General features: G+C 33.4%; 16 protein-coding genes and 1 pseudogene. 14 read left to right on the forward strand and 3 right to left on the reverse strand.

The window, feature by feature from the left end; genetic code table 11:
- Positions 1-29: 29 nt before the first annotated feature.
- Both odhB and odhA read right to left on the reverse strand, forming a co-directional pair.
- Positions 30-1,292 carry a 2-oxoglutarate dehydrogenase complex dihydrolipoyllysine-residue succinyltransferase gene (gene odhB, locus ACUL40_RS26375; protein ID WP_000569891.1) on the reverse strand — a complete coding sequence of 421 codons (1,263 nt, stop codon included), beginning with the start codon at positions 1,290-1,292 and terminating at the stop codon, positions 30-32.
- A 133-nt stretch (positions 1,293-1,425) separates the two neighbouring features.
- Positions 1,426-4,293 (reverse strand): 2-oxoglutarate dehydrogenase E1 component, encoded by a 2,868-nt coding sequence (gene odhA, locus ACUL40_RS26380; protein WP_000197120.1) that lies wholly within the window; start codon positions 4,291-4,293, stop codon positions 1,426-1,428.
- A gap of 824 nt (positions 4,294-5,117) precedes the next feature.
- On the opposite strand from odhA, the gene ACUL40_RS26385 reads away from it, so the two are divergent.
- From ACUL40_RS26385 to ACUL40_RS26410, 6 genes and pseudogenes are all read left to right on the forward strand, one after another.
- Positions 5,118-5,327 (forward strand): helix-turn-helix transcriptional regulator, encoded by a 210-nt coding sequence (locus ACUL40_RS26385; protein WP_000428513.1) that lies wholly within the window; start codon positions 5,118-5,120, stop codon positions 5,325-5,327.
- Between the two features lie 2 nt (positions 5,328-5,329).
- Positions 5,330-5,707, forward strand: a complete 378-nt coding sequence (locus ACUL40_RS26390) for a hypothetical protein (protein ID WP_001109895.1) — start codon at positions 5,330-5,332, stop codon at positions 5,705-5,707.
- Positions 5,708-5,735: 28 nt separating this feature from the next.
- Complete coding sequence (locus ACUL40_RS26395) at positions 5,736-5,918, forward strand: DUF3976 domain-containing protein (RefSeq protein WP_001178303.1); 183 nt, start codon at positions 5,736-5,738, stop codon at positions 5,916-5,918.
- A 133-nt stretch (positions 5,919-6,051) separates the two neighbouring features.
- Positions 6,052-6,414 (forward strand): hypothetical protein, encoded by a 363-nt coding sequence (locus tag ACUL40_RS26400; RefSeq protein WP_065382373.1) that lies wholly within the window; start codon positions 6,052-6,054, stop codon positions 6,412-6,414.
- Positions 6,415-6,430: 16 nt separating this feature from the next.
- Positions 6,431-6,679, forward strand: a pseudogene (locus ACUL40_RS26405) (hypothetical protein).
- Positions 6,680-6,760: 81 nt separating this feature from the next.
- Positions 6,761-7,300 (forward strand): hypothetical protein, encoded by a 540-nt coding sequence (locus ACUL40_RS26410; protein ID WP_139245338.1) that lies wholly within the window; start codon positions 6,761-6,763, stop codon positions 7,298-7,300.
- Positions 7,301-7,614: 314 nt separating this feature from the next.
- Here ACUL40_RS26410 and ACUL40_RS26415 read toward each other — a convergent pair whose 3' ends face one another.
- Positions 7,615-7,935 (reverse strand): PadR family transcriptional regulator, encoded by a 321-nt coding sequence (locus ACUL40_RS26415; protein ID WP_030024068.1) that lies wholly within the window; start codon positions 7,933-7,935, stop codon positions 7,615-7,617.
- A 647-nt stretch (positions 7,936-8,582) separates the two neighbouring features.
- On the opposite strand from ACUL40_RS26415, the gene ACUL40_RS26420 reads away from it, so the two are divergent.
- From ACUL40_RS26420 to ACUL40_RS26455, 8 genes are all read left to right on the forward strand, one after another.
- Positions 8,583-8,711, forward strand: coding sequence for a hypothetical protein (locus ACUL40_RS26420; protein ID WP_255309924.1), 129 nt, complete (start codon positions 8,583-8,585; stop codon positions 8,709-8,711).
- A gap of 701 nt (positions 8,712-9,412) precedes the next feature.
- Positions 9,413-9,550, forward strand: a complete 138-nt coding sequence (locus ACUL40_RS26425; RefSeq protein WP_165775606.1) for a hypothetical protein — start codon at positions 9,413-9,415, stop codon at positions 9,548-9,550.
- A gap of 508 nt (positions 9,551-10,058) precedes the next feature.
- The gene (locus ACUL40_RS26430; protein WP_162840212.1) at positions 10,059-10,196 is read left to right on the forward strand and encodes a hypothetical protein; all 138 of its coding nucleotides are present in this window, start codon (positions 10,059-10,061) and stop codon (positions 10,194-10,196) included.
- A 666-nt stretch (positions 10,197-10,862) separates the two neighbouring features.
- Positions 10,863-12,095, forward strand: a complete 1,233-nt coding sequence (locus ACUL40_RS26435) for a hypothetical protein (protein ID WP_048655958.1) — start codon at positions 10,863-10,865, stop codon at positions 12,093-12,095.
- Positions 12,088-12,837 carry a hypothetical protein gene (locus tag ACUL40_RS26440; protein ID WP_445422677.1) on the forward strand — a complete coding sequence of 250 codons (750 nt, stop codon included), beginning with the start codon at positions 12,088-12,090 and terminating at the stop codon, positions 12,835-12,837. Before ACUL40_RS26435 ends, ACUL40_RS26440 begins: the two co-directional genes overlap by 8 nt.
- Entirely contained in the window at positions 12,827-14,062 is a 1,236-nt protein-coding gene (locus tag ACUL40_RS26445; protein ID WP_048655960.1) for an aminotransferase class III-fold pyridoxal phosphate-dependent enzyme, read from the forward strand. Before ACUL40_RS26440 ends, ACUL40_RS26445 begins: the two co-directional genes overlap by 11 nt.
- Positions 14,059-14,988 (forward strand): M50 family metallopeptidase, encoded by a 930-nt coding sequence (locus tag ACUL40_RS26450; protein WP_048655961.1) that lies wholly within the window; start codon positions 14,059-14,061, stop codon positions 14,986-14,988. The genes ACUL40_RS26445 and ACUL40_RS26450 overlap by 4 nt, the downstream gene beginning before the upstream one ends.
- Positions 14,985-15,701 (forward strand): SDR family oxidoreductase, encoded by a 717-nt coding sequence (locus ACUL40_RS26455; RefSeq protein WP_048655962.1) that lies wholly within the window; start codon positions 14,985-14,987, stop codon positions 15,699-15,701. Before ACUL40_RS26450 ends, ACUL40_RS26455 begins: the two co-directional genes overlap by 4 nt.
- Positions 15,702-15,708: the final 7 nt, after the last annotated feature.

Here is a 15,708-nt window from a genome sequence, read left to right on the forward strand (position 1 = left end):
TCTACAGCCTTTAATAGATTTTTAATCTATCAACCTTCTAATAATAATGACTTTGGATCTTCAAGCATATCTTTAACAGCAACAAGGAAGCTAACTGCTTCTTTACCATCAACAATACGGTGATCGTAAGATAAAGCAATGTACATCATTGGGCGGTTTTCCATACGCTCGTTATCAATTGCAACTGGGCGTACTTGGATTTTATGCATTCCTAAAATACCAACTTGAGGGCTATTTAGGATCGGTGTTGACATTAGAGAACCGAATACACCACCGTTTGTAATTGTAAATGTACCACCTTGTAGTTCTTTTAATGAAAGTTTGTTATCGCGTGCTTTTTTACCTAATTCACGAATTTCGCTTTCGATTTCAGCGAAGTTTAATTGGTTAGCATCGCGTACAACTGGAACAACTAATCCATCTGGAGCTGCTACTGCAATACCGATATCATAGAATTTTTTAATGATAAGCTCGTCACCTTGAATTTCAGCATTTAATAATGGGAATTGTTTTAATGCTGCAACAACTGCTTTTGTGAAGAATGACATGAAGCCAAGACGTACATCATGTTTTTTCTCGAAAGCATCTTTGCGTTCTTTACGTAATTCCATGATCGCACTCATATCAACTTCGTTAAATGTTGTTAACATTGCAGATGTTTGTTGAACTTCTACAAGACGTTTTGCAATTGTTTGACGGCGGCGGGACATTTTCACGCGCTCAACTGGTTTTTCAAATTCCGTTTTTGCAACTGGAGCAGGAGCTGGACTCTTTGGAGCAGCTGGTGCTTCTTTTGGTGCTGCAGCATGAGCTTGTACATCATGTGGTCTCACGCGTCCAAGTGGATCTGTACTACGTACGTCGTTTAAGTCGATTCCTAATTCACGAGCCATCTTTCTAGCAGCTGGTGATGCGATAGGACGGTTTGTATTTGGTAACCCTTGTAGTGTTGCAGTTTGCTCAGCACTTGGTGCCGCAGCTTTCGGTGCTTCAGCAGCTGTTTCTTGTTTTGGTTGCTCAGCAGCCGGTGCAGGTGTACTTACTGCAACTGGTGCTCCATTAGCATCTAAAATTGCGATAGTTGCGCCAACTTCAACTGTATCCCCAGGTTCGCCTAGTAACTTCGATACAATACCTGAATCTTCTGCAATGATTTCTACATTGACTTTATCAGTTTCAAGCTCAACAACGCTGCCACCTTTCTCAACTTTGTCGCCTACGTTGATAAGCCATTGTGAAATAGTTCCTTCAGTAATAGATTCTGCAAGCTCAGGTACTTTAATTTCGATCATTTTAAATGTCCTCCCCTTATTTGCCTAACGGTGTGTTTTTTCTTCTTTTGTCTTCGGTAATCTCCATTTGTTAGCCTGGCCTTGGGCAGATATTCTGCCCAAGGAACAAGCTAGAAACCTTCATTGTTACTTTTTAGTTGCTGTAAACTTCAATTTCTTGTTTATCTTGACGGAAGTTATACTTCACATCTAAAGCATGTGCAACAATTAGCTCTTGCTCAGCTTTGTGAGCGAATGGATCGCCGCCAGATGGACTAGAGCGATCAGGACGTCCAATGTAGCCTGTTTTCACTTTATCTCCAGCAAGTTCGAACAGAATTGGAGCCATGTAATGCCATGCGCCCATATTACGAGGTTCTTCTTGAACCCAAATGATTTCTTCTAAGTTTTTAAAGCGTTTAATAATAGATTGAACTTTCTCAGCAGGGAATGGGTACAATTGCTCAATACGAACGACATGAACTTCGTCTAAGTTGTACTCATGTTTACCCGACTCGATTTCTGCTGCTAAGTCAATCGCCATTTTACCTGTGCTTAAAACAAGACGCTTTACTTTATTTGGTTTCATGCCAAGGTTTTCTTGTTCTAAAGCAGGTTGGAAACGTCCTTCGCTTAACTGACTAGCAGTTGAAAGCGTAAGTGGGTGACGTAATAAACTCTTCGGCGTCATCAATACTAATGGTCGAACAGCTTCTGTTCCTAAGATAGATGCTTGACGACGCAGGATATGGAAGTATTGAGCCGCGCTCGTTAAGTTTGCAACTGTCCAGTTATTCTCAGCAGCTAACTGTAAGAAACGCTCTGGACGTGCACTAGAGTGCTCTGGTCCTTGACCTTCATAACCGTGTGGTAATAGAAGAACTAAGCCAGATTTTTGACCCCATTTTGCTCTTCCAGCTGAAACATATTGATCAAATAATGCTTGCGCAGTATTTGAGAAGTCACCATATTGCGCTTCCCACATAACAAGAGTTTCTGGAGCGAATACGTTATAACCATATTCGTAACCAACAACAGCAGCCTCTGATAACGGACTGTTATGAACAGAGAACGATGCATTAATGTTTGGTAAGCGATGTAACGGTGAATATGTTTCATTTGTATCAGTATCGTGTAATACGATATGACGGTGTGCGAATGTACCACGCTGTGAATCTTGACCAGTTAAACGAATTGGCGTACCTTCTTGTAAAATAGAAGCGAATGCTAACGATTCAGCAAGTGCCCATTCAATTTTACCGTTCTCTTCAAGAGCATCTTTACGGCGCTCAAGAATTTTCTTCACTTTCGGATATACGTTAAATCCTTCTGGCCAAGATAGTAGACCTTCATTAATTGCACGAAGTGAGTCAATCTCAACACCAGTATCAATTGGTTGAATACCTTTTGCAACAACATCTGGTACTTTAACGTGAATTGTTGCGTCGCTCGTATCAGCTGGTGGTACTTGTGCATAGTCGGATTTTAATTGCTCTTGTGTAAACTGTGTAATTGTTTCAACCTCATCTGCATTTAGAACACCAGCAGCTTGTAATTGATCTGCATAAATTGCCCTTACAGTTGGATGGTTTTTAATTTTTTTGTACACTTGTGGTTGCGTAACTGCTGGATCATCCATTTCGTTATGACCGTAGCGGCGGTAACCAATTAAATCGATTAAGAAATCTTTTTTGAACAACATGCGATATTGAATCGCAAGGTTAGCAGCTGCAAGACAAGCTTCCGGATCATCAGCGTTCACGTGAACAATCGGAATATCGAAACCTTTTGCAAGGTCACTAGAATATTTCGTAGAACGAGAATCATAGCTATCAGTTGTAAAACCAACTGCATTGTTTGCTATAACATGAATCGTTCCGCCTGTTTGATACGCGTTCAATCTGCTTAAGTTGAGTGTCTCAGATACAATACCTTGACCAGGGAATGCAGCATCACCATGAACTAAAATTACGAATGATTTTGAAGTATCTTGATCTGGAAGACCAGATTTTTTACGATTCTCTTGAGCAGCACGTGCGAAACCTTCTACTACAGGATTCACGAACTCAAGATGACTCGGGTTATTTGCTAATGTCACGCGAGTGCTAACTTCTTCGTTACTAACGACTTGTTCTCTACCTAGGTGGTATTTCACATCGCCAGTCCAGCCAGAATTAGCCACTGCGCCTTCTATTTTTGCATGTTTGAACTCAGCAAACATGTGGCTATATGGTTTTTCTAATACGTGAGCAAGTACGCTTAGGCGACCGCGGTGAGCCATACCAATCATGACATCCTCTACGCCGTTCTTAGCACCTTCTAGAACAATTTCATCTAAAACAGGTACAAGCATATCAACGCCCTCGATAGAGAAACGTTTTTGCCCAACGAATGTTTTATGCAAGAATTGCTCGAAACCTTCAACAGCTGTTAAACGTTTTAAAAGAGCAGTTCGTTTTTTATTTGATAGTGGTTGACGCAATGAATTTGATTCCACCATTTGATGCAACCACGCGCGTTCTTCACTATCTTGTATATGAGAAAATTCATAAGCTAAAGATTTTGTATAAACGTCTTTTAATCTATGAATTACATCAAGTGCAGTGTGAATACCTTCTGGTGCATCTGGCCATACTGTTTTCGCTGGAATCGCTTTCAAGTCAGCGTCGCTCAGTTCGTTCAATGCTTTCTCAAGAAGAGATTGTCCATTTGCAGCATCTTCCATCGGGTTGATGTGAGCCAACGTGTGCCCGAAAGAACGAATCTGCTCAACAAGTTGAACGACTTTAAGAATTTTTTCAATGTTACCTGTGTTTTGAGGAGAAAAATGTGTTGCTGTGTTGTCCCCTGTTACGACATCATCTTGAAACGAAGGAGCTCCAAAAATTTCAAAAAGCTCTTGTAATTCCGGATCAACAGAACCTGCTCCAGTTACGTAAAGATCATACTGTTCAATAACATAACCAAGGTTCGGACCGTGGAACTTGGCCCAAGGGTTTGTCGTTGTATTCTTCCTCGTCATTTGTTTAAACCTCCCAATGCATATAATCCTTTTCCATACAAAGGTGCATTTTGCTCTTTTTCAATAAGTAATGAATCAATAATCAATGTAAATGTTTTCTTTACTCTTATGTTATTACAATAATTTACATAATACCAAACACTATTACTTATCTGTTTTGTAAAAAAACATTCACAATAACTTATCACCCAAGTTAATCTTTCATGTTATAAAGTAATTTTACAGAAAAATGGGGTGGATATATTTGGTATGCCTATACTAATAGCTATAATTGTTGCATTTAAATATAGGTATAATAGTTAGAATGTTTCGATAAAATTAGTTTGAATTATGTATATTGAAATAATAAGCGCTTTCATAGATATTATACAACAATATAACGGAATATAGTATAAAAAATAAAAAATTATGAATTTATCGTAAACTTTATTTAGATAGTGTTAAATATTGAAAGGAAAGTGAAGGATTTCTACAAAAAAAGTTGCTAAACATAAAAAATGCTCCATAAACAGTTAGTTTCTATAAATATGACGAAAAACACCGTAAAACAAATAACGTATTTCGTGAAATAAAGAAATAAATGAAATGTTTTAAAAGGATAAAACAAATATGGAGATATTAAATTTTAAAAAAAGAAGTGAGGAGATATAGTAACAGTTATTTACAGTGTTCCGTGTTTCGCTTCAAAATAGACGTGCTGAAATTGAAAAAAAGTTTCTTCTATATAAATAGCGTGAATAATAATCAAAATATATGTAAAGGGAACTTGACGTAAAGTTTCCTTTACATATATACTCGGTATATGGAAGGAGGGAGAAATTTCCTTGGAAAATAAAATGGTCGAATACCGAAAAAAATTTGGACTATCTCAAGAAAAGTTGGCTGAGAAACTTGGAGTTTCCAGACAAACCATTATCTCAATTGAAAAAGGGAAATACGATCCATCACTTCCGCTAGCATTTGAAATAGCGAAAACATTTCAGACAACAATAGAACATGTATTTATTTATAAAGGAAAAGAAGAGGGGGAATAGGGATGAATTATTCACAAAAGTACTTTGTAATTATGGGGATTATTTTTCTATTTATGAGTGGATTTATGATATTAACAGGTATAATGACGCATTCTGCACCGCCAGCCATAACGTATCCATTGCTTGGGATGATGATTATGTGTTTCTGTCTAAGCTACTTGCATCCGCAATTTAAAGAAAAAGACGAGCGAATGAAACTTATTCGTTATAAAGGAATGTTTGTAACCTTTTTTGCATTAACGGCATATTATCTTCTTTTCTCTATCGGCTTAAACTTAAAAATACTTACACTATCTGCTACTGAATTATTGAATATACTTATGGCACTTACGATGAGTACCGTCTTTATCTCATTTGTTGTTTTGGCAAAAAGATATTAAGATGGAAGAGAGAAAGGAAGATTAACATATGCAAATGATGTATGCTTTTGGCATTGGGCTTGTATTATTTTTAGCAGTATTCTTATTTATTCGTAAAGACGTTCAAGGCGGGACGTTAACGAAACGAGGATTTTATAAAATGATCGGCTGTTTAGTTGTTATGTTTATAGCGATTATTGTAATGATTGTTTTAATAAGTCGGTCACTATAGAATGTAAAAACGAAACCTTACTTCGGTAAGGTTTTTTCTTTATTGTTCAACCTAAAAATTACCACTAAATCCATTTACTATAAATAACTTATATTATATAATCCAATGAAATGATAGATAAGGAGTGTAGTATATGAATAAAAAAACTATCTTCTATTTATTAACTTGTCTACTACTTGTAGCTAGTACTACTTATATAATATGTAACAAACGAGAACAAGTGCCACCTATGTTAGTATGGGACGAACAAGAATACTATGTTACGAATGAATCTGCCAAAATAGAAGAAGTTGGGCAAAAACTTGGCGAAGTAACAAAGAAAATTAAAACAAGTAAAAAACCTACTAAAAATAAAGAATCTAATACATTACAAGAGAAAACAGAAGTATTCACAATGATTGAGGAAGAAAAAAGTGATTACCCGCCTTTAATCATAAAGGAAGCTTATAGTGATAAATATAGGGTAGTGAGGCCGATTTTGAAGCAAGTATTATGATGAAAAGGAGATTCATATGCAGACAGTAATTTCGTATCCGTGGGTGTTAAGAAAAATATTTGTCTTTTTCCTCCTATCGGTGCTGTTTACATTTTGATGAATAGAGGAGTGCTACAAAAGAGAGATTTTATATTTATTATTTGCTGCTATGAATATATCACTTTGGTTATTGCTTATGATTTTTGATTGGAGTATGTGGATGGTAGTAGGGCATTATTTGTTTGGAGCAGTTGTTATTGTTTTTTCGAATATGAATAAGAGCTAAGCCAGCAACCTTAAAGTTGCTGGTTTTTATTTTGCTATTTATAATGAAGAAACAAATTTTTAATAGAGAGTAGTGGGCGTTATGAGATGGAAAGAAGGAACGTTTGAAAAAATAGACACGAATAACTCATCTGTTGAGCAACTTATAAACACGTTTAAGGAACAAAACTTAATTGGTGGAGCAATAATAAGCTGTTTTAAAGTGCATAACGAAAATTTTTTTAAAGAAATACCACATTCGAAAGATGGACATGAGCACTTCTTTAGAAGAATCTTCAACTCTTTAGATATAATCAATAACTTAGAAGAGTTAAAAATACATACATCAGACAAATATAAGTTTCGTTTTAAAGAGCAGCTGGCAGTTATGCTTGATGGTAGCATTGCTGCGCAAATTTTGTGGGGCGGAGTATATGAAGGGTTTAAGGAACGACCAGTTATCGCAAAACAATTAGCAGTCAATGTATGTCAATATATGTTCCAAGATCGATACGAAGATATTAAAGTGTTCGAAAGCTATCGCCCTTGGACAGATTGGTTTTACGATGTTGCGTGGGATGTTACTTGGATGGTGTTAGATAGTAGGGAGCGTAAAGTGTGGTTTATTTGTGTTACGGATTGATGGGGGGATGGACAAACAATGATATCAGTTGTCATCAAGCAACTATAAGATAGCAACTTGTGAAATTGAATTTAAATAAAGACAAGGAGTGCGACTGTGACATCTTTGGAGAAGCTGTTTGGTTGGAAGTGATTGACTTGTATAAAGAAGAGAAACCATATCACGTAGAAGGTTGATATGGTTTCTCTATTTATGAACCCGGAGAGGCTCGAACTTACGATGTTCTTCATTTTGACACATATATTAAATTACATGGGTATATACGGAGTATCTCGTATCATTATTAATTTTAATTTTTTTGTAAAGCTCCTTTGTTACTCTCCATAAAATAAACTCAAACCATTTTGAACAGAGCGTTGTAATCGTTTAAGTTCAAGTTCTAATACCTCTTTGCCTAAAGGGGTAAGCACGTAACACTTCTTTCTATCTATCGATGCTACCTCATCAATTAGTTCTTCGGTTAATAGCTTTTTAATAATCCCATACAATGTGCCTGGTCCAAGTTTGACTTCTCCATGGGTAAGGTTTTCAACCTCTTGCATAATTCCATAACCATGTATAGGTTTTAGTAATGACAGTAAAATATAGTATTGTGGTTCTGTTAATGGGATGTATTGTTCTACTGCGGTCTTCATTATTACCACCTCCGATATATCGTATATCGATATCTTAAGCCGTTTTTTCAATAAATGCAACCAAGGAAATGGACTTACATATATATAGGGAGAAAGTAGAATAGAAGTGTACAATATGTGTAATCAATTTATGAAAAATTGGATTTTTTTTGAAATATGCAGTATTGCATATTTATACTTCGTAATCTTATGGTATCCTGAAATTGTTAGATATGGTATATATTTTATTTTCCTCAATGCCAGTTGAAACGTAGTAAATAATAGTCATATCTAACATCACTTATTCTGTTTATTTATATAGTATGTATAAGTGATTTTAAAAATAATTGAGTAGACATAATGAAAGGAGATGAAAACATAATGTTAAATTTAAAATTCATGGAAATCGAAAATGAAGAATTAAACTGTGGTTGGTGTATGGCAGGTGGCGCGGTTGTAGGTGGCGGCGCAGCAGTTGGAATTGGTATTCTTTTAACTTAATAAAAGGGGTTTCGTCATATGAAACAGTTATTCTATACAGAAGTTGAATTAGAAGAATTGAACTCAGCAACTAGTTGGGCTCAATCGGTAGCTATGGGCGGCGTTGGAATTTACGTCATTTTAACTTGATAATATAAAAAATATCATTGTTTTAGAAGGTGAAAAGCATGAAAACACTAACTTTTAAAGAAGTACAGTTAGAAGAACTAAACTCAGTACCGTGGAATGTGAAAATTGCGGTAGCGGGTGGCGTCGGTGTAGCATCAGGTGTTGCAGCAGTACTTATTATTACTTGATTTTTGTACAAATAAGCTATTTGTATGAAAAAAGGAGGTGACAACATGAAAACATTATCTTTTAAAGAGGTTGAATTAGAAGATTTAAACGTATGGGACATGATTGGTTACGGTCTTGGCGCAGGTGCACTAGCAGGTGGAGCAATCCTTGTACTTACATGATTTTAGCTAATAAAATTAGTTTTTTGAAAATGTAATAAGGAGGTGAAAAACATGAAAACATTATCTTTTAAAGAGGTTGAATTAGAAGATTTAAACGTATGGGACATGATTGGTTACGGTCTTGGCGCAGGTGCATTAGCAGGCGGGGCAATCCTTGTACTTACATGATTTTAGCTGTGGAGAATTGTATTTTGAAAATGTAATAAAGAGGTGAAAAAAGTGAATACATTATACTTCAAAGAAGTTGAATTAGAAGAAGTAAACTCTTATACAGATGCTGCTGGATTTGCGATTGGATTTGGTATTGGAGTAGGTCTAGTATTAACTTGATCTTAAATAATATTAACGTAAATAATTTAAAAAGGAGGTAAACAAATGAATACATTATACTTCAAAGAAGTTGAGTTAGAAGAAGTAAACTCTTATACAGATGCTGCTGGATTTGCGATTGGATTTGGTATTGGAGTAGGTCTTGTACTAACTTGATCTAAAATAATGATGGTAATAAACTAAAAAATTTAAGGAAGGAGGCGAAAAAGATGAAAACATTATTCTTTAAAGAAGTTGAATTAGAAGAATTAAATTCACATGGTACAGATTTCTGGACTGGAGCAGGTATTGGAGCAGGTGTTGTTGCTGCTGGAGCTGCCGTAGCTGGTGTACTAATTGTAACATGATTAATGTTGAGTGTTTAATATCACTTTTGATATTGTAACCTACGATTACATGCTATTTTTTGTATATTAAGTTATTAAACGAATATGCAACATTGCATATTCGTTTTTCTTTATTTCATGTTATTCTCAAATAGTTATATATGGTATTTAATGGTACCTCGTATTTCTATGATATAAAAGTTATTAAAACCATCTATAATTTCATTCATTTAGTATTTTTATATCTATATATAATGATGATTTTCTAGTTGATACCTCTGAAGACTTTATGGGAGGAGATGAAAACACAATGCTAAATTTAAAATTCTTAGAAATTGAAAGTGAAGAATTAAACTGTGGCTGGTGTATGGCAGGTGGCGCGGTTGTAGGTGGAGGCGCAGCAGTTGGAATTGGTTTTATTTTAACTTAATAGGGTAGTGAACGATCAATGCTGAAGAGATAGGCACATACTAACCTGATTATATATCCAAATAGATTTTTGGGAAGCTTAAAACAGGAGGCGGAAAAAGTGAAAACATTATTCTTTAAAGAAATTTCGCTAGAGGAATTAAATTCACATGGTACAGATTTTTGGGTTGGAGCAGGTATTGGAGCAGGCGTAGTTGCAGCTGGAGCAGGCGTGGCTAGCGTACTGATTTTAACTTGATGGATATGAATAAAAATCTACTTTTTATTATAATTCCAGCTTTAATAGTATTTGGTTTAATTGTTCTTGTTAATAGTAGTAATTTATATATGAACATTGCTTTAGCAACTACAATAACGCTAGCTTCTGGCATTTTAGTGGGCAGAGTACTACAATTACGAAAAAATTAAATAGTAACACACTATAACATAAAATGTTCCAAATATTCACTGTATAATCGCTGGTTTAAAGTGCCTGTTTCGTTACTTTAACAAAATTCACATGATCTCACCTGTAAGAATTTTTATATTCAAAACGAGAGGTGAAGAGTATGAAGAAATTGCACTTTAAAGAGGTTGAAGTAGCAGAGTTAAATTCATTCTGGACTGGCGCTGCTGTTGGAGCTTTAATTTCTGGTGGTGGAGTAATTTTACTTACATGATCTCAGCCGTAAAAATAGAATTTTCTTAATGAAAAACGTGAGGTTAAAACATGAACAAACTACACTTTAAAGAAGTTGAATTAGAAGAATTAAATTCAAAAACTGACATCATTTACTGGGCTACAGGAGCAGTTCTTGTTGCGGGTCAAGTAATAATAATAACTTGATTTCTGTAGTTAAATATTGATGATTTATAAAATAATAATTTTCAGAGGTATCAACTAGAAAACCAGGGGGACGAACTAATGATTGGAATTTCGTGCATAATTGAAGAAAACGGTTTATTTAAAAATATCAATGAAGGTAACGCAAAAGAGCTATTTTCTGCTAAAGCCAAAGATATACACTTTGATAAATTTGATTTTGAAAATAACACTTTTATTGATTTTGTTGACTATCTAGACTTTCAAGAATACCAAAAGTATATATTTTTCGTTGGTGGGAGCTTGCAAAGAATATATAAATTAGTTCAATTTTTAGAAACTGAGTTAGAAGAAACAGATTTTTGTATAGTCGATGATAATTTAGAAGTAAAACATGGGGATTTTGAATTGATAGACATGTTACAGCCGTTAAAAGATATGTTCCAACTAGAGAAAGAAAAGGCTAAGTTGTCTCACATGCAATATTTAAGAAATGGGTTAATGACATTATTTTCAGGCGTATATCCAGCTGTTATTAATAAAAGAACGCTAAAACATCTCTATGTAGAAAATTGTAATGTCATTCAGAATATCGAACCAGATGTGTATTATAACATGGCTGTAAACAGTTCAATTTTTATTGATCAATCTAGTGAAGAAATTGAACTAAATAGCAATGACTTGAAAGACATACCAAACATTATATTATTAAATAATTCTGTTCCGAGTTTTCAAAAAGAAGATTTGACGTCATTAGATGTAGAAGAGTTAGAAGAATTAATAAGCAAGTTTAAAAATTCAGGGGTTATTGATAACAAAGAAAGTAAAAAAGCGATTTTTGATTATGCGACTATGACAAAGACTAGTACAAATAATAGATTGTTTGTCTATTCTGACGGGATTTTCAATGATTACTTGAAAGAATATATAATTTCAAAAAACATTAAGCTAAATTACTTTGATATTGTTTCAAAATATCAAAATAATGAAGAACAAGATAAAGTAGAGGCGATGATTAAGAACATCATTCCGATGATGTATAATTTGGCAGCATCATTTAAAGGTGGGGCAACTACTTTTACTACGCCTTATACAAAGAACAAACTGGACCTAGTAGTAGATTCAATCGTTGAATTCAAATTAATTGGAATTCAAAATAATAGAGGTTGTTTTGTTTATAATATCCGCACTAATAAAGTTTTTGAAACGGATGAAACTTTCCTTGAAATTTTAGAAGCCGATCTTAAAAATAACCAAAGCTACCTAAAAGATCGTTTCAAAGATCAATATGATGCAATTATGAATGAATATAAGGGGTTGGTGGAACATGCATAGTAAGTATATATTTGGCCCCTTTTTACGAAAAGTTAAAAGAGGAAACGTGGAAATTTCGGATGATATTTATTCAGATACCGACTTTGCTGATTTTTATAACCGCTCGATAAATGAAAAATTTGAAATAAATGATTTAGATTTCTATAGAGAGAAAATCAATAATGATGATGTAGTACTAGAAATAGGATCAGGTAATGGTCGGGTATTTAATGTTCTATCTAGAGAAGGTGTCAATATTTACGGGATTGAACCACAATTGGAAATGATTAAATATATCGACACTAGTTACAGGGATAAGATTTTCAATATTGGTATAGAGGACCTGGATACGATTAAAGGTATTAAATTCACAAAAATTATTATACCAGCCACGACTGTTTCTTTATTTTCAGAAGAACAATTTAAAAGTTTTTTAATTAAAACAAAAGATTTATTGGATATTCATGGCTCCATCATTTTTGATTTCCTTAAACCTTCGTGTATAAAAGAAAATTGTGATAAAGTTTTAAATTTTAAAACAGATGATAGTGTGTTTTTTGTAAGTAATGCCATTATAGAAAATAAATATGTTTTAAATATATTTATGGAAGGCAATGGTGTTAAAAAAGTGGGATATTCAGTGAAAAATCTACACACTATTGAATATTTTGAGAAAGTCTCTGAAGAGTTACATTATAAATTTAATATATTATATAGCGGAGAAAATATATATTTCTTGGAGTTGGAAAATTGTGAAGAATAATACCTATGTTGTTCCAATGGGGGATATTACGCAATCCCCTTTTTATAATATGATAATCGAAGAAGCTAAAGATAGTTTTTTACTAGATACAACTGGAAAAAAATATTTAGATCTTAGAAGCGGTTTATGGAATGTTTCATTGGGATACAAGGAAGAGTTATACCAAAGAATTTCATCTCAATTTAATGAGTATTTACAAAAATCATTAACTTTTTTAGATATCCATGCATACAATCATCCTTTGTATAATGATTATAGTAATGCCTTGCTACAGTTTATTAATGAAAAAGATTCTGCGTATACTAAAGTCTTTTTCACAAATAGCGGTTCGGAAGGAACAGAGTTAGCAACAAAGGTTGTAAGACATTTAAACAACAAAGATAAAAAAATTATTACGTATGATAAAAGTTATCATGGTACCTTTTTTGCAGGGGTATCAGCTAGTGGATTAGATGAGAAGATTACGGAAGATTATCAACCAAAACTAGATGGATTCTTAAGTGTAAAAACTCCTCAAAATCGTGATGATGAAGATCATGTGTTGAATTTTATAGAGGAAAATCATCAAAATATATCTGCTTTTTTATTTGAACCTATTATTGGTTCAGGCGGAGTGTATATTTTTAATAAAGAATTTATTAAAAAACTACACAGCACATTAAAAAAATTCAACATACTACTAATTTTTGATGAGGTGGCAACAGGTTTTTATAGAACGGGCAATCGCTTTTTCTTTAAAGAATTAGGGGTGACTCCAGATATTTTAATTTTGAGCAAATCGATTAACAATGGAATTCTCCCATTTGGAGCAGTCGTAATTTCAAAAGAAATTGAAGACGCTCTCAAAGGTAAGCATATCGAGCATTTCTCTACTCAAAACGGAAATCTGCTAGGGGTACTATCAGCAAAGATTACATTAGAATATATTTTAGAAAATGAGACAAGTATTATTAGCAATGTTCGAGAAATCGAAAATATAGTAACAAATACGCTTAAGATGAAAAATATTGGTTACACGGGTATCGGGGGGATGTATTCGATCCCTGTGAATGATCCAATTAAAACTATGGAAATAGTTAACGGATTAAAAGAACTCGGTATTTTAGTCTATCATTACATGGATAATGATGAAGGTAATGGCATTACACTATTTCCTACCCTTTTAATAGATACGAAGGCATTTTCAAAAGCTATGAAAATAATTGCAAAGAGGGTATTAGTTTGAAAGAAGTAAATAACTTAAATGTTTGCAATGTAAATCTTGAATACCACATAGACGACTATGTTTATATATATAACCCTAAGAATGAGAGAATGATACAAGCAGATCAGAATACACTAGAGTATCTTAGGAGCTATAATACTGAAACTAGCGAAAAAGTAGAAGGTTTAGAAAGATTTTTGCATGGCAAAAAAAAATACAATCTATTAAATTTTAAGTTGCTAAAATTAAGTATAAGCACAAAGGGATTTGAAACGCTATATAAAATCGAAAACATTAAGATTTTTAAGTACTTGTTCGTATGTTTACTTTTATTTTTTGCAATTACTTTTCCTGTAGTAGTGAAAAAGGGTTATACGATCTTCAATAGTGGTGCAATGAACTTTAATGTATATCATTTGATATACATATACGTAGCACAGTTATTTATCGTTTCGTTCCATGAATTTTCGCATTATTATACTTACAGAAAATATATTAGATCTGACAAAATGCGTTTTGGAATAATAATTCGATATTTCTTTTTATTATTATTTTTTACAAATGTTAACTATATGAGGACGCTCGATAAGAGAAAAAAAATAGCAATAATGTTGTCAGGTGTTATGGGACAAATGATTTTAGGAAGTCTATTAGCAATCATGTATCTTTTGTCAAGTTCTGACGTGATATTATACATATATATTACTAATTGTATAATTATTTTTACTAATATGATGCCATTTTTAAAGTTAGATGGTTATTGGATTATAAATCAAATGATAGATTCAGAAGATTATATGAATAGTTTCAAACAATTTATATTTAAACGACAAAAGATAAAATCTTCTGAGTTACTACTCGGACTAGTAAATTGTATTCTCATAGCCACAGTTATTTTAAGTGGTGTTTATTGGGTATTCGATGTTGTAAGGAGAGGAATAATGTGAGTGGTAATATACTGATACTAGGCGCAGATGGATATATTGGTAAAGACTTACAAACGGTAATAGATGATACAAAAAATATATACTGTATCGATAAAACGTATAAAGAAAAAGTAATGAAAGAAACCAATAAAGTCTATTTCAATTTAGATGTTAGCCAAGAAGAAGATATTAGATTTTTATCCACTTACTTTGAAGAGAACAATATAACAATAGATGGTGTTATCAACCTAATCGGGGTTAATACTTTATCTAATTTTTATAATGTGACAAATGAAGCGTGGGATAAAACATTTGATATAAACATTAAGAGTTTTGTATTTTTACTCAAGTCCATCTATAGCTCACTTTCACACCGCGTTTCAATTGTAAGTGTAGCTTCACAAAATGGTATAGTGGCACATGAGGATAGAATTGCTTATGGTACTTCAAAAGCAGCGCTGATTCACTTAACAAAAAATTTAAGCATTGATTTTTTGAAAGATCAACAGAGAGATATTAAGGTGAATTGTGTGTCGCCGTCCTATATTATCAACGATAATAACGAAAGTTATTTGAAGTCCTTTGAAGGAAATAAGTTATTGAAAAAAATTCCATATAGAAAATTTGTTGAAATTTCAGATGTAACAAATGTCATTTTATTTTTAATGTCTGATAAAAGCGATGCCATTAGAGGGCAAAATATTGTGGTTGACTATGGATATACAATTGTATAAATAAATC

This window comes from Bacillus sp. KNSH39 (assembly GCF_052656585.1).